The organism is Chitinolyticbacter albus, assembly GCF_024437655.1.
Taxonomy (GTDB): domain Bacteria; phylum Pseudomonadota; class Gammaproteobacteria; order Burkholderiales; family Chitinibacteraceae; genus Chitinolyticbacter; species Chitinolyticbacter albus.
In genome coordinates, this window is the sequence record NZ_JANBVF010000001.1 from 300,584 (window position 1) to 316,407 (window position 15,824).

The following is a 15,824-nucleotide window of genomic DNA, read 5'->3' on the forward strand; positions in this document are numbered from 1 at the left end:
CCGGACTCGGCTTGGGACACGCAATGGACGAGGAACTGAAGAAGAAAGCCCTGGAGTATCACCGGCTGCCACGCCCGGGCAAGATCCAGGTGGTGCCGACCAAGGGACTCTCCAGCCAGCGCGATCTGGCACTGGCGTACTCGCCAGGTGTCGCCGCAGCGTGCATGGCCATCGTCGAAGACCCGAACGAGGCGCGCAACCTGACCGCGCGCGGCAACCTCGTCGCCGTAGTCACCAACGGCACCGCGGTGCTGGGCCTCGGTGATATCGGGCCGCTTGCCGGCAAGCCGGTGATGGAAGGCAAGGGCGTGCTGTTCAAGAAGTTTGCCGGTATCGACGTGTTCGATATCGAGATCGAACAGAAAGACCCGGAAATGCTGGTTGAAATCATCGCCAGCCTGGAACCGACCTTTGGTGGCATCAACCTTGAGGACATCAAGGCGCCCGAATGCTTCTACGTCGAGAAGAAGCTGCGCGAGCGCATGAAGATCCCCGTGTTCCACGACGACCAGCACGGCACCGCCATCATCGTCGGCGCCGCCGTGAAGAATGGCCTGCGTCTCGTCGGCAAGGACATCGGCGCGGTCAAGCTCGTGGCCAGCGGTGCCGGCGCCGCGGCCATAGCCTGTCTCGATTTGCTGGTGTCGCTCGGTATCAAACCCGAGAACGTGCTGGTGTGCGACTCCAAGGGCGTGATCCACAGCGACCGCAGCGGACTCGACGAGACGAAGCAGCGCTATGCGCGTGACACGCCGCATCGCACGCTGAACGACGCCATCGCCGGTGCCGATATCTTCCTCGGCCTCTCTGGCGCGGGCCTGGTATCGGCCGAGATGGTCAAGGTCATGACCGCCAACCCGCTGATCCTGGCGCTGGCCAACCCGGACCCGGAAATCACGCCGCCGGAGGCGCGCGCGGCGCGGCCCGACGCCATCGTCTGCACCGGTCGTTCGGACTATCCGAACCAGGTGAACAACGTACTGTGCTTCCCCTTCATGTTCCGCGGCGCGCTCGACGTGGGTGCCACCACCATCACCGAGAGCATGAAGCTCGCGGCGGTGAATGCCATCGCCGAGCTCGCGCTCGCCGAGCAGTCCGACGTGGTCGCCGATGCCTATGTCGGCCAGAACCTGCGTTTCGGCGCGGATTACCTGATCCCCAAACCGTTCGACCCACGCCTGATCGTGAAGATCGCCCCGGCCGTGGCGCAGGCGGCGATGGATGCCGGTGTCGCCACCCGGCCGATCGCCGACATGGGCAGCTATATGGAGGAGCTGCAACAGTTCGTCTACAAGTCCAACCTGTTCATGCGTCCGGTGTTCTCCGCCGCGCGCAAAGTGCAAAAGCGCATCGTGTTCTGCGAAGGCGAGGACGCGCGCGTGCTGCATGCGGTGCAGGAAGTGGTCGACATGAAGCTCGGCTACCCCATTCTGATCGGCCGCCCGCGCGTGATCGAGATGCGGATCGAGCAGGCGGGGCTGCGCATCAAGGCGGGAGTCGATTTCGAGCTGTGCAATCCGGAGGACGATCCGCGCTACCGTGAATACTGGACCACCTACCTGCAGCTGATGGAACGACGCGGCGTTTCCGAGGAGCTCGCCAAGTCCGAGGTGCGCGGCAAGACCACGCTGATCGGCGCACTGATGGTGAAACGCGGTGAGGCCGATGCGCTGATCTGTGGCACCCACGGCCAGTACCATCGCCACCACTGGTATCTGCAGAACGTGCTGGGGCGCGAACCGGGCGTGAGCACCACCGCTGCGATGAATGCGCTGTTGATGACGGGTGGCAATATCTTCATCGCCGACACCTATGTGAACACCGATCCAACTGCCGAGCAATTGGCCGAGATCACGCTGATGGCGGCCAACACCGTGCGCAAGTTCGGCATCCAGCCCAAGGTGGCTCTGCTGAGCCACTCCAGCTTCGGCACGCTCGATAGCAGCTCGGCGCGCAAGATGCAGCAGACGCTGGCGCTGGTGCGCGAGCGCGCGCCGGATCTGGAGATCGATGGCGAAATGCACGGCGATGCCGCGCTGTCGGCCGATATCCGCGCCCAGGTGTTCCCGAACTCCACGCTCAAGGGCGAGGCCAATGTGCTGGTGATGCCCAATATCGACGCCGCCAATATCTCGTTCAACCTGCTCAAGACCTCGGCGGGCGACGGTGTGACCATCGGTCCCATCCTGCTCGGCATCGCCGCGCCGGCACACATCCTCACTCCTACCGCCTCGGTGCGACGCATCGTCAATATGTCGGCACTCGCCGCCGTGGAAGCCGCGACCCAATCCTAATCATCGCCATCGTGCATCCTGCCGCCTACAATGGCGGCAGGCGCACCTTGACGCGCCCCGACGGAGGCCGCCATGAGCGAGTTCAACCCCAGCGATCCATTCGGCTTCTTCGGCCAGTTTTTCAAGCCGGGCAATGCCAACCCCTTCATGCCGCCGCTCAGCGAAGAGGAGCTCGATCGCAAGATCCTCGAATGCCGCACGGTCGAGCAATGGCTCTCCATGCAGGTCGGCATGCTGCAAATGACGATCAAGACACTGGAAATGCAAAAGGCCGGGCTGGCTGCGTTCAAGCAAGGACTGGAACCCAAGGGCCATCCGCCAGACCAAGACGCATGACACGCCCTCTTCTTGCTCTCCTGCTGGCCACGGCAATGTGGCTGGCCGCCTGCACCACCACTCCCCCAACCCCGAGCGCGCCAGTCACGCCGACCCCTGTCGCCCGCTACCAAGCGTCCGACTGGTCGGCGTTGCCGAACATTGCGGAGGCCGATCTTGTCGCAGGCTTCGATACATGGCGCCTCCACTGCGGCAAGGCGCGCGAGGCCGCATTCAAGCCGGTTTGCGTCGACGCGGCCAAGGTCACACCGAACGCAACGGCGGTCCGCGAATTCCTGCAGTCCCGGCTCACGCCGTACGCGCTGCGCAACGACGATGGCAGCGATAGCGGGCTGATCACCGGCTATTACGAGCCGGTCTACCCGGGCAGCCGCGAGCGCAGCGCCGCGGCCAGCGTGCCGGTCTATGGCGTGCCGGACGACCTGATCACGGTTGAGCTCGCCAGCCTCTATCCGGAGCTCAAGGGCAAGCGGCTGCGCGGGCGGATCGAGGGCCGTAAGCTGGTGCCCTATGCCGATGCCGGCGCCATCCAGGCCAGCGGCGCGAACGCACCGGTTCTGGCCTGGCTGACCGATGCCATGGATCTGCAGTTCATGCAGGTGCAGGGCTCGGGCCGGGTCAGGCTGGCCGACGGCAGCGAACTGCGCCTCGGATACGCCGACCAGAACGGCCATCCCTACAAACCGGTGGGTCGCTGGCTGGTTGAACAAAGCGTGCTGCCAGCGAGCGAAGTGTCGATGCAATCGATACGCCAGTGGGCCCGCGCCAACCCGGCTCGCATGGCCGAGCTCTTGGCCAGCAACCCCAGCTTCGTATTCTTCCGCGCGCTGCCCGCTTCCAGTGAGGGCCCGATCGGCGCACTGGGTGTGCCGCTCACGGCGGGCTACAGCCTGGCGGTCGATCCCAAGACCGTGGCACTGGGCAGCCCCATGCTGATCGCCACCACCACGCCCGATGGCGCGCCACTGCAACGGCTGGCCGCCGCCCAGGATACCGGTGGCGCGATCCGTGGCCAGGTCCGTGCCGACTTCTTCTATGGCACCGGCGACGCGGCCGGGGAGCTCGCCGGCCGGATGAAGCAGCCAGGCAAGCTGTGGCTGCTCTGGCCACGCGACGCCGCCCCGCCGCAATAGGCCGTTGCGACTTTGATGCCCAAGTCATGCGGGGGGTATGCCGAAGTTGACCACCCGCGCCCGCTTGGGCAAGATGCAGGCTTACTTCAATTCGTGGTTTTCCCGCATATCATGGCTTTTCACTCCAACGATATCTGGCTCGAATGGCGATGGCGTCGCTGGCAATAACGGCCCGCAAGCCTCTTTCACCGCCTTCTTTCTTGTCGTTCGGAGTTCGTCATGACCACCCGTGAACAATTCGCGGCACTTGCCGCGCAGGGCTACAACCGCGTCCCTGTGATCCTTGAGCTCTTCGCCGACCTCGATACCCCCCTGTCGGTCTATCTCAAGCTCGCCAACCGCCCCTATTCCTACCTGCTCGAATCCGTCGTCGGTGGCGAGCGCTTTGGCCGCTACTCCTTCATCGGCCTGCCTGCGCGCACCCGCCTCACCGTAACGGGCCGCCACGTCGACGTGATCCGTGATGACCAGGTGATCGAAACCTTCGAGGGCAATCCGCTCGATTTCATTGCCGAATTCCAGGCGCGCTTCAAGGCGCCGCACCGCGAGAACCTGCCGCGCTTTCTCGGCGGCCTCGTCGGTTATTTCGGCTACGAGACCATAGGCTACATCGAGAAGAAGCTGGCCGGGCAACACAAGCCCGACCCCATCGGCGCGCCGGACATCCAGCTCTTGCTCTCCGAAGAGCTCGTCGTCGTCGACAACCTCTCGGGCAAGCTCTACCTCGTCGTCTACGCCGACCCGAGCGAAGCCGATGCCTATGCCCGCGCCGAGGAGCGCCTGTACGCGCTGCGGCTCAAGCTGCGCGAACCCGTCGCCGTGCCGTTCAGTGGACCGGCGCCAGCCGTCACCACACCGGTATCGGAGTTCGGCGAGGAGCCATTCAAGGCCGCCGTGCTCAAGGCCAAGGAATACATCCGCGACGGCGACGTGATGCAGGTGGTGCTGGCGCAACGGATGACGATGCCGTTCGAACAGGAGCCGCTGGCGCTCTATCGCGCGCTGCGCTCGATCAACCCCTCGCCTTACATGTTCTTCTACCACTTCGGCGACATGCACATCGTCGGCGCCTCGCCGGAGATCCTGGTCCGGCTCGAAGGCGAAACCGTCACCGTGCGCCCGATCGCCGGCACCCGCCCGCGCGGCAAGAACCGCGAACACGACGAAGCATTGGCCGAGGAGCTGCTGGCCGACGCCAAGGAAATCGCCGAGCACGTGATGCTGATCGATCTGGGCCGCAACGACGCCGGCCGCGTCGCCGAAACGGGCTCGGTCAAGCTCATCGACAAGATGATCATCGAGCGCTACTCGCACGTGATGCATATCGTCTCCAGCGTCGAAGCGAAGTTGAAGCAAGGCCAGAGTGCCATCGACGTACTCAAGGCCACCTTCCCCGCCGGCACCGTTTCCGGCGCGCCCAAGGTGCGGGCAATGGAGATCATCGCCGAGCTGGAGCCGACCAAGCGCGGCGTCTATTCCGGCGCAGTCGGTTACTTGGGCTTCAACGGCGACATGGACGTGGCGATTGCGCTGCGCACCGCCGTGGTCAAGAACGACACGCTGTTCATGCAGGCCGGCGCCGGCATCGTCGCCGACTCTGTCCCCGACAGCGAATGGCAGGAGACGTTGAACAAGGCCCGCGCCGTGCTGCGCGCCGCCGAACTGGTTCAACGCGGGCTCGACGCCTGATTCCGGATCAAGAGGATACTGCCATGCTGCTGATGATCGACAATTTCGACTCGTTTACCTACAACCTGGTGCAGTATTTCGGCGAGCTCGGCCAGGACGTGCGCGTCTACCGCAACGACGAGATCACGCTGGACCAGATCGAAGCGCTCGCCCCCAAGTATCTGGTGGTGTCGCCCGGGCCGTGCTCACCGACCGAGGCGGGCATCTCGGTGCCGGCGATCCAGCACTTCGCCGGCAAGCTGCCCATCCTGGGCGTCTGCCTCGGCCACCAGTCCATCGGCCAGGCGCTAGGTGGCAAGGTGATCCATGCCAAGACGCTGATGCACGGCAAGGTCTCGCCCATCGAGCACACCAGCCAGGGCGTATTCCGCGGCCTGCCCTCGCCGTTCACTGTCACCCGCTACCACTCGCTCGCCATCGAGCGCGAATCGCTGCCCGATTGCCTGGAAGTCACCGCCTGGACCGAAGACGGCGAGATCATGGGCGTGCGTCACAAGACGCTGGCGATCGAGGGCGTGCAGTTCCACCCGGAATCGATCCTGACCGAACACGGCCACGCGATGCTGGACAACTTCCTCAAGGAACATGGCTGAGCCAGGCACGACCATGTCGATGCCTTGCCTAGGAGAAGCATGATGATCACCGTCCAGCAGGCCCTCAATCGCCTGATCGACAACAACGAGCTGTTCTACGACGAGATGCTGCACCTGATGCGGCAGATCATGACCGGCGAAATCACCCCGGTGCAGACCGCAGCGCTGTTGATGGGCCTGCGCACCAAGGTCGAGAGCGTGTCCGAGATCGCCGCCTCCGCCACCGTGATGCGTGAGTTCTCGACCAAGGTGCAGGTAGCCGATCGCCGCCATCTGGTCGACACCTGTGGCACTGGGGGCGACGGCGCGCACACGTTCAATATCTCCACCTGCTCGGCCTTCGTGGCCGCAGCCGCCGGGGTCAAGGTTGCCAAGCATGGCGGGCGTTCGGTGTCGTCGAGCTCCGGTTCGGCCGATGTGCTCGAAGCGTTCGGCGTCAATCTGCAACTCACGCCGGAGCAGGCCGGCCACTGCATCGACGAAGTCGGCCTCGGCTTCATGTTCGCACCCAACCATCATCCGGCGATGAAGTACGTTGCACCGATCCGCCGCGAGATGGGCGTGCGCACCATCTTCAACATCCTCGGGCCGCTGACCAACCCGGCTGGCGCCGACAACCAACTGATGGGGGTGTTCCATCCCGATCTCGTCGGCATCCAGGCCCGTGTGCTCAAGCAGCTCGGCTCCCGGCACGTGATGATCGTCCATGGCCGCGACGGGCTCGACGAGATCAGCCTGATGGACAAGACGCTGGTGTCCGAGCTCAAGGACGGCCAGATCACCGAGTACGAACTCGACCCGCGCGAACTGGGCTTCGAGTTCTGCGAAGTGAAGGCACTGCATGCCGGTGATGTGCAGCAATCGAAAACCATCATCGACGACGTGCTCGCCGGCGTAGCCGGCCCCTGCCGCGATATCGTGCTCTTGAACGCCGGCGCCGCCATCTATACCGCCAACCTCGCCGTGACGCTGGAAGACGGTATCAGCGCCGCCAACGAGGTGCTCAAGAGCGGCGCCGCGCGCGCCAAGCTCGACGCGCTGGTCCGGTTCACCCAACAGTTTGCGAAGCAGTGACCATGTCCGACATCCTGAAGAAAATCTGGGCCACCAAGCGCGAGGAAGTCGCTGCCGCCCGCCGCGCCATCCCGCTCGCCGCAATCCGTGAACAGGCCGAGGCCAATGGCGGCGACCTGCGCGATTTCGTCGGCGCCATCCGTGCCAAGCACACCGCCAAACAGGCCGCGGTCATTGCCGAGATCAAGAAAGCCAGCCCTTCCAAGGGCGTGATCCGCGCCGACTTCAACCCGGCCGAGCACGCCGCCGACTATGCCGCCCACGGCGCGGCTTGCCTGTCAGTACTGACCGATGCGCCCTACTTCCAGGGCCATCCCGATTTCCTCAAGGCCGCCCGCGGCGCCTCCACCTTGCCGGCACTGCGCAAGGACTTCATGGTCGACGAGTACCAGCTCTTTGAGGCGCGCGCCTGGGGCGCCGACTGCGTGCTGCTGATCGCCGCCGAGCTGAGCCTTGCCGAAATGCGCGACTTCGAAGCCATTGCCCAGGCGCTGGGGATGGCGGTGCTGGTCGAGGTGCACAACGGCGAGGAGCTCGACGCTGCACTGCAACTGAAAACACCGCTGGTGGGCATCAACAACCGCAACCTGCGCAGCTTTGAGGTCAGCCTCGATACCACGCTGGGCCTGCTCGAGCGCATCCCGAGCGATCGCATCGTGGTGACCGAAAGCGGCATACATGCAACAGAGGATGTTGCACTGATGCAACAACATGCAGTCCATACTTTTCTGGTCGGCGAGGCCTTCATGCGACAGCCACACCCCGGCAAGGCGCTACAAGCCTTGTTCTCAGCTCAGTAGTACTCAACGCTAGGTAAATCGCCAATACGCCCGCTTAAGCGGGCGTTGTCATATAAGCGTCATGCACGGCCTCTATCCTCGCTCCTGTTCATTCGGACAGAAACACAAACTTTCGAATAAGAACAAATTCCTTTATGTTATTTTGAAATAAAAGACGCCCCGGATATGCTCCGGGGGTGTTAAGGCGGCGATCCCGCTGCCAGACCGGATCCATCGCCACCGTGCAAGCCACGTGGTGACTTTCATGCAACAGGAGAAACTAAGAATGAAGAAGCTGATTGCCCTCGCTCTGGCATCCGCGTTTGCCACCCCGCTCGTCTTCGCTGACGTGACCATCGGCGGCAGCGCCCGCTCGGCGCTCGACTACGTCGACTACGGCGGCAGCAGCGAGAAAGACAGCCAGTTCCGCATTGCGGATCAATCGTCGCGCATCTACTTCAAGATCGAAGACAAGCTGGACAATGGTGCTTCGGTGCTGGTGCATCTGGAAAGCCGCTTCAATGTCGGCGTTGGCTCGAGCGACACCAGCTGGGGCTCGCGCAACACCTTCATCGGCTACAAGAGCGACCTGGGCTTGTTGGCATTCGGCAAGCGCGACAACGCCTACAAGCTGGCCTCGGCCGATTACCTGCAAGCGCTGGAAGCCGTGTTCAACGACGACGCCAGCTACTACGGCAAGGACCAGATCCTGCGCCGCCTGGGCGATCGCCAGCCGCAAGTCATCGCCTACGACAGCCCGAGCTGGGGCGGTTTCAAGGTCAAGGCCAGCTACAATCTTGATCCGGACCGCACCGATGGTCTGAATGCCACCACCGCTGCGTTGGCCGGCTCGTATAGCAACGACACGTTCAGCGTCGGTGCTGCCTATGCCTTGGCCGACGATCAATCGAAGCTGGGCACCAAGGCCGCCGATGCATCGAACGAAGGCCTGCAATTCGGCGGTACGGTAAAGCTGGGCGATGGTTCGATCAGCGCGGTGTGGGAGCGCGCCAACTTCGACAATGGCACCACGGACGCGGATCAGGATAGCTACGCGATCGCCGGCACCTACAAGTTCGGCAAATTCACCATCCAGGGTGCTTATTTGTTTGCCGATGATCTCGACAATGTTGAAGATTCCGGCGCACAGCAAATCACGCTGGGCGGTCAGTACAGCCTGTCCAAGCAATCGCGTGTCTACCTGACCTACACCAAGCTCGATAACGATGAAAATTCCAAGTTCAAGACCGAAGGTCCGGCCCTGACCGTGACCAATGGCACCGACCTGAGTATCGTCGCCTTGGGTGTGCGTACCGACTTCTAAGCAGAAGCGACGTAAAAAAGGGGGGAGCTTTGCTCCCCCCTTTTTTTGATCTGCCCCTGTATCCGTTCTACTCCAGATCGCTCGACCACCCCTCCGGGCGGATCAGCGCGTTCTCGAAGCGCGAGTACATGCCCTTGAACACCAGCGGCACCTTGCCTACCGGGCCATTCCGGTGCTTGCCCAGGATGCATTCGGCCAAGCCCTTGTGCGGCGAATCCGGGTTGTAGTACTCGTCGCGGTACATGAACATGATCAAGTCGGCATCCTGTTCGATGGCGCCCGATTCGCGCAAATCGGACATCATCGGGCGCTTGTCGGTACGGCTTTCCACCTGCCGGCTCAATTGCGACAGCGCGATGATGGGTACCTGCAATTCCTTGGCCAGAGCTTTGAGCGAGCGCGAGATTTCCGAGACTTCGGACGCGCGGTTCTGATCGCGACCGCCGGTGCGCCCCGCCATCAACTGGATATAGTCGATGACGATCAGCCCGAGCTGGCCGCCCACCTGCCGCGCCAGCCGACGCGCGCGGGTGCGCAGGTCCAGCGCGGTGAGCGCGCCGGTTTCCTCGATATAGATCGGCGCCTCGGAGAGCTTGTTCACCGCGTGGGTAAGCTTCATCCAGTCCTCGTCCTCGAAGCGGCCGGTTTTGAGCTTGTGCATGTCGATGCGACCGATCGAGCCGACCATCCGCATGCCGAGCTGGGCCGCGCCCATTTCCATCGAGAAGATGGCCACCGGAAGCCTGAGCTCGCAACCGACGTGCTCGGCAATGTTCACCGAGAACGCGGTCTTGCCCATCGAGGGGCGACCGGCGACGATGATGAGATCGCCCTTTTGCAGCCCCGAGGTCATTCTGTCGAGGTCGATGAAACCCGACGCCACGCCGGTCACTTCGGACGGGTTGTCCTGCTGGTACAGGTAATCGATGCGCTCGACGATTTCCTTGAGGATGGGCGGCATGGCGATGAAGCCCTGCTTGCCCTTTTGCTGCTGTTCGGCAATCTGGAATACGCGCGACTCGGCCTCGTCCAGCACTTCGGCGGCATCGCGGCCGTTCGGGTTGTAGGCCGAATCGGCGATCTCGGTACCGACGCTGGCGAGCTGGCGCATCACCGATTTCTCGCGCACGATCTCGGCGTAGCGGCGGATATTGGCGGCCGATGGCGTATTGGCGACCAGCGAGCCCAGGTAGGCGAGCCCGCCGACATAGGTCAGCTCGTTGGCGTTGTCGAGCGACTCGGCCACCGTGATCACGTCGGCCGGGCGGTTGTGCTCGATCAGCTTGAGGATGTGGTGCCAGATGCGCGCATGGTCGTCGCGATAGAAATCGCTCTCGGCGAGCACATCGGCCACCTTGTCGAACGCCTGGTTCTCCAGCAACAGGCCGCCGAGCACCGACTGCTCCGCCTCCAGCGAATGCGGCGGCAGTTTGATAGCGGCGACCTCGCCGGCGGCGCCCATCGCGTACGAGCTCATCGCGTAATCTGGCTCCGCGAGCGGGACGTTCGGTTGCAGCCCGTAGGCGGTGGCGGTAGGATGCTCGGTCATCGGTCTGGCACTACAAAACGGCAGGCCATTCTAACAGTGCCGCCCCCTCCCGGCGATGCCATTCACCCCATGCAGCGCATTCGCAAGTCCGTCCTGGTTACCCATTCGGCCGAACACCTGTTCCAGCTGGTCGATCGCGTCGAAGACTACCCCAAGTTCCTGCCCTGGTGCGGCGGTGTCGAGGTGCATGAGCGCAGCGCAACCCTGCTCGACGCCACCTTGCGCATCGAATTCCTGCGCGTGAAATCGTTCTTTCGCACCCGCGACATCAAGAGTGAGAACCGCATCGACATGGAGTTCATCGATGGCCCGTTCAAGGCGCTGAAGGGATTGTGGCAGTTCACCCCGCTGATGGAAGACGCCTGCCGCATCGAGTTCGAGCTCGACTACGAATTCTCCAGCCGCACGCTGGAAACCGTGATCGGCCCCGTGTTCAGCAAGATTGCCTCGACCTTCGTCGACGCGTTCATTGCCCGCGCCGACCAGCTCTATGGCTGATCACATCCGCGTCGAGGTGGTCTACGCCCGCCCGGATGAGCAAAGACTGGTGGCGTTGACGCTCCCGGCCGGGAGCACCGCCGCAGCCGCCATAGTCCAGTCCGGCCTGCTGGCCGCTTTTCCCGAGATCGACCTCGCCCGCAACGGCATCGGTATCTTCAGCAAGATCGTGAAGCCCGATACGGTGCTGCGTGATCGCGATCGGGTGGAAATCTATCGGGCGCTGACCGCCGACCCCAAGGAAGTGCGGCGGCAACGCGTGGCCGACGATCGCTCGAGCAAGAAAAAGTGATGCCCTGGCGAACCCGGCAGATCGCGCTCTATGGCGCGCTGCTCGCCGGCGGTGTCGCCGTGATTGCGTTTGTGCTCCTCGGTCACCTGAAGAATTTCTGGGGCAGCGACCGTTGCCTGGATGCGGGTGGCGCCTGGCTAGGCGATCCGCCACGCTGCGACACCGGCAGCACACGCTAGCCGCCCCGCTCCACCACCACGAAATACTTGCGCACAGGCTCGAGTACTTCGAAGCGACCAACGAAACCGCAGGGGATGACGGCTGCCTCGCCTGGGCCGAGCTCGAGTACCTCGCCCGTCTCGTTGCGCAACCGCACCCGACCCTCGATCACGCAGAAGAATTCGTCCTTGTCGTCGGCGAAACGGATGTTCCAGCTGCCGACCTCGCAGGCCCAGATGCCGCTCGATACGCCGCGCTGGGCGTAATATTCCCAGGTGGTGCGCAGCGGGTTGCCACTGACCAGGCGCTCGGGTCGGGGGCGATCGTATACAGGCTCGGGCTGGGGGCCGCCCAACGCGACGATATGCGCACTGGTACTCAACGCTCTTCCTTGCTCGATACCCAGATCGAGAAAATGATCCACAACGTGTTGAGAAAGGCGATCAGAAAGCCGATGAAGCCCAGCGCTGGCAGCCCGAACAGCATGGGGCCGGATTTCACCGTCATCACGATGGACGAGCCGATGATCAGCGCGCCGGTGACGATGCCCATCGTCAGGCGGTTGGCGCTCCTGGAGAGCTGGACCCCGAAATGATCGAGCCGCTTCAGATCGAGATCGACCTTGAACTGGCCGCGCCGCACCTGCTTGATCAGCTTGCCGACGTCGCGCGGCAAACCGATCAGCAGCCCGGCGGCTTCGATGAGCGAGGCCTTGCCCGACTTGAGCAGTGACTTGGGGTGATAGCGCGCAATGATCACCTCGCGCACGAAGGGCGTGAGGTGATGCACCATCTGGAAATCCGGGTCGAGCTGGCGACCCAGCCCTTCCAGCGTGATCAGCGCCTTGAACAGCAAGGTGAGATCGGACGGCAGCGTGATCTCGTGCTCGCGCATGATCACCGCCACGTCGTTCAGCAAATGGCCGAACTGGATGTCCTTCAGCGAGAGGTTCTCGTAGTTGAACATGAAGTCGGCGATATCGGCGGCGAGCTTTTCCTCGTCGACCACCACGTCGCCGGTCCAGTCCATCAGCACATTGAGGATGCCACGCTCGTCGCGCTCGGCCAGCGCCGCCAAGAGGTCGACGATCTGATCCCGCCGCGGGTGCGGCAGGCGGCCGACCATGCCGAAGTCGAGAAAGGCGATGCGATCGCCCGGCAGGTACTTCACATTGCCCGGGTGCGGATCGGCATGGAAGTAGCCGTCGATCAGCACCATTTTCAGCACCGCATCGGCGCCGCGTGCAGCGAGCACCTTGCGATCGTAGCCGAGCACGGCCAGTTGCTCGATCTGGTTGCCGGCCACGCCGCCGACCCAGCTTTGCACGTTGAGCCGCTCGCTGGTGTAGTCCCAGTAGATGGTGGGAATGACGATATCGGTCTGGGCAGCGAAGTTCTGCGCGAAGCGCTCCAGATTGCGCGCCTCCACCGACAGGTTGAGCTCGCGCCGCAGCGATTTGGCGAATTCATCGACGATCTTGCCCGGCTGATAGCGGCGCACGTCGGCGAACTCGAACTCCATCAGTCCGGCAATATGCCGCAGGATGCGCAGGTCCGATTCGATCTTGGCGGTGATGTCCGGGCGGCGGATCTTCAGCACCACCTCCTCGCCGCCGGCGAGTCGCGCGTGGTGCACCTGGGCAATCGACGCCGAGCCGACCGGCTCGGGATCGATTTCGGTGAAGACCGTGTGCGGATCGGCGCCGAGGATATTGGTCAGCTCAGCCACGATGGTGCTGTAGGGCAAGGCCGGCACATGGCTTTGCAGCTTTTCGAACTCGACGATCCATTCGGGCGGGAACACGTCGACGCGGGTTGCCAGCACCTGGCCCAGCTTGATGAAGGTCGGCCCGAGCTCCTCCAGCGCGCGGCGTACCCGCACGGCTGGATCGAGCGCCTCGATCTCGTGGTTGCCCGGCAGGTGCAGCAGATCCGCGCTACGCTCCAGCCCGCGTGCCAGCCCCAGCCGCTGCACTAGGTTGCCGAGGCCATGACGCATCAGCACGGCGATGATCTCGCGCACGCGCGGCAGATCGCGCATCACGGTGAACGTTTCCTTGAGCATATTGCTCCATCTGAGGCCTACAGGTTGCCAGATTCTAGCCGGATCGCCGCGCCGCCGCTCGTGACGGCGCACGATCCGGGCCCAACGTGGCAGATTCCCCGCGCCACGGTGCTTTACAGCTTACAAAAGCATCGATACATTTGCCCTCCATGAAATTGCACCGCCGCCACCTTGCCCTGTGCGCGATCCTGGGCGCACTGGCTGCCCTGCCGGTTCCCGCCGATGAGATCGCCCAGCCCCACGCCCAGAACGAGCCCGCTGGACGCCTTGTCGACGGCAGTGGCGAACCGGTGAAAGGGATGGAAATGCCCGCCGCCGATAGCCAGCCCACGCCGGATGGGGAGCGCCGCGCGGGCTGGGGCAACAGGACCCCGACCAAGAGCAGCACGGAGCCCGCGGACGACCATGCCGCGGCCCAGGGACTGCTATTGCAGGCGATGGGTCTGATCGGCGTGAAATACAAGTACGGCGGCAGTGACCCCAGCTCCGGCCTCGATTGCAGCGGTTTCGTGCGTTATGTGTTCCAGAGTGCGATGAACGTGGTCCTGCCACACAATGCACTGGCGATGAGCCGCATGGGCGCCGATGTGGAGCGCGAATCGCTGCGCCCTGGCGACCTAGTGTTCTTCAATACGCTGGGCCGATCGTTCTCGCATGTCGGCATCTACCTGGGCGATGACAAGTTCATTCACTCGCCACGCTCCGGCAAGAGCGTGCAGGTGGAGAATATCCAGATCGCGTACTGGAAGAGCCGCTGGAACGGCGCCCGCCGCGTGAGCGGAGAGGGTCTCAATGTCGCCGGACTGCTGGCCAGCGCCGGCCAGCCTACGGAAGTGGCCGTGATCGCCGCGGCGCCCAAGGCCAGCGCAAAGTGCCGCACCGAGAAACGCAAGGTGAAGGGCAAGACCAAGACCGTGGAAGTCTGCTCGGGCGGCAGTGCCAAGCCCAAGACCAAATCGGCCAGCAAGAAAAAACGCCGCTGATCGCGGCGTTTTTTTGGGATCAGCCGGCCCTGAAGCGCCGGTCCGGCACGATGATCAGCCCGGCGCGCTGGCCGACGGCAACATCCGGATTGGGAAAGATGATGCGCGCGTCCGCCTCGTCGACCGTCCAGCGCGTCTCACCATCTTCGGCGAGCAGCATGCCCTGCGGCAGCGGGGTGAAGTTGTCGGTCTTGCCATCGATCAGCAGGCGGAACGCGCTGCTCTGCTTTACCACCTCGCGCGAAACGCGATAGACCTGCTGCGATTCGGGTACCTGTTCCGGCTGCGGCACGTCGCCCGCGATCAAGCCGCGCAGATAATCGCCCATGCGCGACAGATCGATGCCCTGGTTGTGGCCGAATGGCATGGCGCATCCCAGCTCGACGGTGAATGCCGCCGCATCGCAATGCCGGCTGGAATAGAACGAGAACGTCGGCGCCGGCGTCGATTGCAACAACACCGCGTCGATCCCCGCTTCGGCCAAGCAGGCGATCTGCACCGGATCGAAATCGCGCCCCGCAGGTGGCAGCGGATAGATCGCGAACTTTTCGATCAGGCTGCCGTGGATGGCAGTATGCAGATCGTAATGCAGCCGTGGCTTGCCCTCTTGCATCGCCCGGGCAAAGAAGCGCACCACGTGGATTTCCAGCATGGTGGCGCGGCGCTGCTCCATGCCATCGCTCACTTCCGGAATGCGGCAGAACAAGCGGTTCATGTCGGTTTCGACAAAACGCGCGCCGACGCGCAGCGCCGCGACATTGCCCAGAATGAACAACACGCGCGAGCGCAGGCGGATCTCGGCTTGCAGCAGTTCGCCGATCAGCCGATCGACCAGCTCGACCGGCGCCGTCTCGTTGCCATGTATGCCGCAGGAAATCACCAGATCGAGCTTGCGGCGTTCGCTGTCCCTGGGCTCGAAACGGACCACGCCCTCGTCCATCACCTGCACCCGCACACCATTGGGCAGGGTGTAGGGCAGCGCCGTCTCGGTGTCGCCGGCGAGGGTCTGTTGCAGGAAGTGCGTGACGTGCATCATGGGTAAAAGGGGAAGTGGATA

General features: G+C 63.6%; 16 protein-coding genes. 12 read left to right on the forward strand and 4 right to left on the reverse strand.

The window, feature by feature from the left end; genetic code table 11:
• The first annotated feature begins 23 nt into the window (after positions 1-23).
• From NLI84_RS01480 to NLI84_RS01515, 8 genes are all read left to right on the forward strand, one after another.
• Positions 24-2,294, forward strand: a complete 2,271-nt coding sequence (locus NLI84_RS01480; RefSeq protein WP_255987682.1) for an NADP-dependent malic enzyme — start codon at positions 24-26, stop codon at positions 2,292-2,294.
• Positions 2,295-2,366: 72 nt separating this feature from the next.
• Positions 2,367-2,630: a PhaM family polyhydroxyalkanoate granule multifunctional regulatory protein gene (locus NLI84_RS01485; RefSeq protein ID WP_255987683.1), complete on the forward strand. Its 264-nt coding sequence runs from the start codon at positions 2,367-2,369 to the stop codon at positions 2,628-2,630.
• Complete coding sequence (gene mltA, locus NLI84_RS01490) at positions 2,627-3,763, forward strand: murein transglycosylase A (RefSeq protein WP_255987684.1); 1,137 nt, start codon at positions 2,627-2,629, stop codon at positions 3,761-3,763. The genes NLI84_RS01485 and mltA overlap by 4 nt, the downstream gene beginning before the upstream one ends.
• A gap of 219 nt (positions 3,764-3,982) precedes the next feature.
• On the forward strand, positions 3,983-5,452 hold the full coding sequence (gene trpE / locus NLI84_RS01495; protein ID WP_255987685.1) for an anthranilate synthase component I: 1,470 nt from the start codon (positions 3,983-3,985) through the stop codon (positions 5,450-5,452).
• Between the two features lie 23 nt (positions 5,453-5,475).
• Positions 5,476-6,045 (forward strand): aminodeoxychorismate/anthranilate synthase component II, encoded by a 570-nt coding sequence (locus NLI84_RS01500; protein WP_255987687.1) that lies wholly within the window; start codon positions 5,476-5,478, stop codon positions 6,043-6,045.
• 42 nt (positions 6,046-6,087) lie between these two features.
• Positions 6,088-7,119 (forward strand): anthranilate phosphoribosyltransferase, encoded by a 1,032-nt coding sequence (trpD, locus tag NLI84_RS01505; protein ID WP_255987721.1) that lies wholly within the window; start codon positions 6,088-6,090, stop codon positions 7,117-7,119.
• Positions 7,120-7,121: 2 nt separating this feature from the next.
• Positions 7,122-7,919, forward strand: coding sequence for an indole-3-glycerol phosphate synthase TrpC (gene trpC, locus NLI84_RS01510; protein WP_255987688.1), 798 nt, complete (start codon positions 7,122-7,124; stop codon positions 7,917-7,919).
• Between the two features lie 265 nt (positions 7,920-8,184).
• Positions 8,185-9,222: a porin gene (locus NLI84_RS01515; RefSeq protein WP_255987689.1), complete on the forward strand. Its 1,038-nt coding sequence runs from the start codon at positions 8,185-8,187 to the stop codon at positions 9,220-9,222.
• 67 nt (positions 9,223-9,289) lie between these two features.
• Here NLI84_RS01515 and dnaB read toward each other — a convergent pair whose 3' ends face one another.
• Positions 9,290-10,699 carry a replicative DNA helicase gene (gene dnaB / locus NLI84_RS01520; protein WP_255987722.1) on the reverse strand — a complete coding sequence of 470 codons (1,410 nt, stop codon included), beginning with the start codon at positions 10,697-10,699 and terminating at the stop codon, positions 9,290-9,292.
• A gap of 141 nt (positions 10,700-10,840) precedes the next feature.
• Here dnaB and NLI84_RS01525 point away from each other — a divergent pair, with 141 nt between their 5' ends.
• Genes NLI84_RS01525 through NLI84_RS01535 form a run of 3 tightly spaced genes read left to right on the forward strand, consistent with a single transcriptional unit; the run spans position 10,841 to position 11,740 of the window.
• Positions 10,841-11,269 (forward strand): type II toxin-antitoxin system RatA family toxin, encoded by a 429-nt coding sequence (locus NLI84_RS01525; RefSeq protein ID WP_255987691.1) that lies wholly within the window; start codon positions 10,841-10,843, stop codon positions 11,267-11,269.
• The gene (locus tag NLI84_RS01530; RefSeq protein ID WP_255987692.1) at positions 11,262-11,561 is read left to right on the forward strand and encodes an RnfH family protein; all 300 of its coding nucleotides are present in this window, start codon (positions 11,262-11,264) and stop codon (positions 11,559-11,561) included. Before NLI84_RS01525 ends, NLI84_RS01530 begins: the two co-directional genes overlap by 8 nt.
• Positions 11,561-11,740 (forward strand): hypothetical protein, encoded by a 180-nt coding sequence (locus NLI84_RS01535; protein WP_255987694.1) that lies wholly within the window; start codon positions 11,561-11,563, stop codon positions 11,738-11,740. The genes NLI84_RS01530 and NLI84_RS01535 overlap by 1 nt, the downstream gene beginning before the upstream one ends.
• Here NLI84_RS01535 and NLI84_RS01540 read toward each other — a convergent pair.
• Complete coding sequence (locus NLI84_RS01540) at positions 11,737-12,102, reverse strand: cupin domain-containing protein (protein WP_255987695.1); 366 nt, start codon at positions 12,100-12,102, stop codon at positions 11,737-11,739. The two genes, NLI84_RS01535 and NLI84_RS01540, sit on opposite strands and share 4 nt — an antisense overlap.
• Positions 12,099-13,784, reverse strand: coding sequence for an ABC1 kinase family protein (locus NLI84_RS01545; protein ID WP_255987696.1), 1,686 nt, complete (start codon positions 13,782-13,784; stop codon positions 12,099-12,101). Before NLI84_RS01545 ends, NLI84_RS01540 begins: the two co-directional genes overlap by 4 nt.
• A gap of 149 nt (positions 13,785-13,933) precedes the next feature.
• Here NLI84_RS01545 and NLI84_RS01550 point away from each other — a divergent pair, with 149 nt between their 5' ends.
• The gene (locus NLI84_RS01550) at positions 13,934-14,767 is read left to right on the forward strand and encodes a C40 family peptidase (RefSeq protein WP_255987697.1); all 834 of its coding nucleotides are present in this window, start codon (positions 13,934-13,936) and stop codon (positions 14,765-14,767) included.
• A gap of 19 nt (positions 14,768-14,786) precedes the next feature.
• Here the strand turns inward: NLI84_RS01550 and astE are convergent, their stop codons facing one another.
• Positions 14,787-15,803, reverse strand: a complete 1,017-nt coding sequence (gene astE / locus NLI84_RS01555; protein ID WP_255987698.1) for a succinylglutamate desuccinylase — start codon at positions 15,801-15,803, stop codon at positions 14,787-14,789.
• Between the last annotated feature and the right edge of the window lie 21 nt (positions 15,804-15,824).

Coding starts and splice junctions, on each gene's coding strand:
- NLI84_RS01535 (WP_255987694.1), top strand. CDS start 11,561: ATGCCCTGGCGAACCCGGCAGATCGCGCTCTATGGCGCGCTGCTCGCC.
- NLI84_RS01545 (WP_255987696.1), bottom strand. CDS start 13,784: ATGCTCAAGGAAACGTTCACCGTGATGCGCGATCTGCCGCGCGTGCGC.
- NLI84_RS01480 (WP_255987682.1), top strand. CDS start 24: ATGGACGAGGAACTGAAGAAGAAAGCCCTGGAGTATCACCGGCTGCCA.
- trpE (WP_255987685.1), top strand. CDS start 3,983: ATGACCACCCGTGAACAATTCGCGGCACTTGCCGCGCAGGGCTACAAC.
- mltA (WP_255987684.1), top strand. CDS start 2,627: ATGACACGCCCTCTTCTTGCTCTCCTGCTGGCCACGGCAATGTGGCTG.
- astE (WP_255987698.1), bottom strand. CDS start 15,803: ATGATGCACGTCACGCACTTCCTGCAACAGACCCTCGCCGGCGACACC.
- trpD (WP_255987721.1), top strand. CDS start 6,088: ATGATCACCGTCCAGCAGGCCCTCAATCGCCTGATCGACAACAACGAG.
- trpC (WP_255987688.1), top strand. CDS start 7,122: ATGTCCGACATCCTGAAGAAAATCTGGGCCACCAAGCGCGAGGAAGTC.
- NLI84_RS01550 (WP_255987697.1), top strand. CDS start 13,934: ATGAAATTGCACCGCCGCCACCTTGCCCTGTGCGCGATCCTGGGCGCA.
- NLI84_RS01525 (WP_255987691.1), top strand. CDS start 10,841: ATGCAGCGCATTCGCAAGTCCGTCCTGGTTACCCATTCGGCCGAACAC.
- dnaB (WP_255987722.1), bottom strand. CDS start 10,699: ATGAGCTCGTACGCGATGGGCGCCGCCGGCGAGGTCGCCGCTATCAAA.
- NLI84_RS01500 (WP_255987687.1), top strand. CDS start 5,476: ATGCTGCTGATGATCGACAATTTCGACTCGTTTACCTACAACCTGGTG.
- NLI84_RS01485 (WP_255987683.1), top strand. CDS start 2,367: ATGAGCGAGTTCAACCCCAGCGATCCATTCGGCTTCTTCGGCCAGTTT.
- NLI84_RS01515 (WP_255987689.1), top strand. CDS start 8,185: ATGAAGAAGCTGATTGCCCTCGCTCTGGCATCCGCGTTTGCCACCCCG.
- NLI84_RS01530 (WP_255987692.1), top strand. CDS start 11,262: ATGGCTGATCACATCCGCGTCGAGGTGGTCTACGCCCGCCCGGATGAG.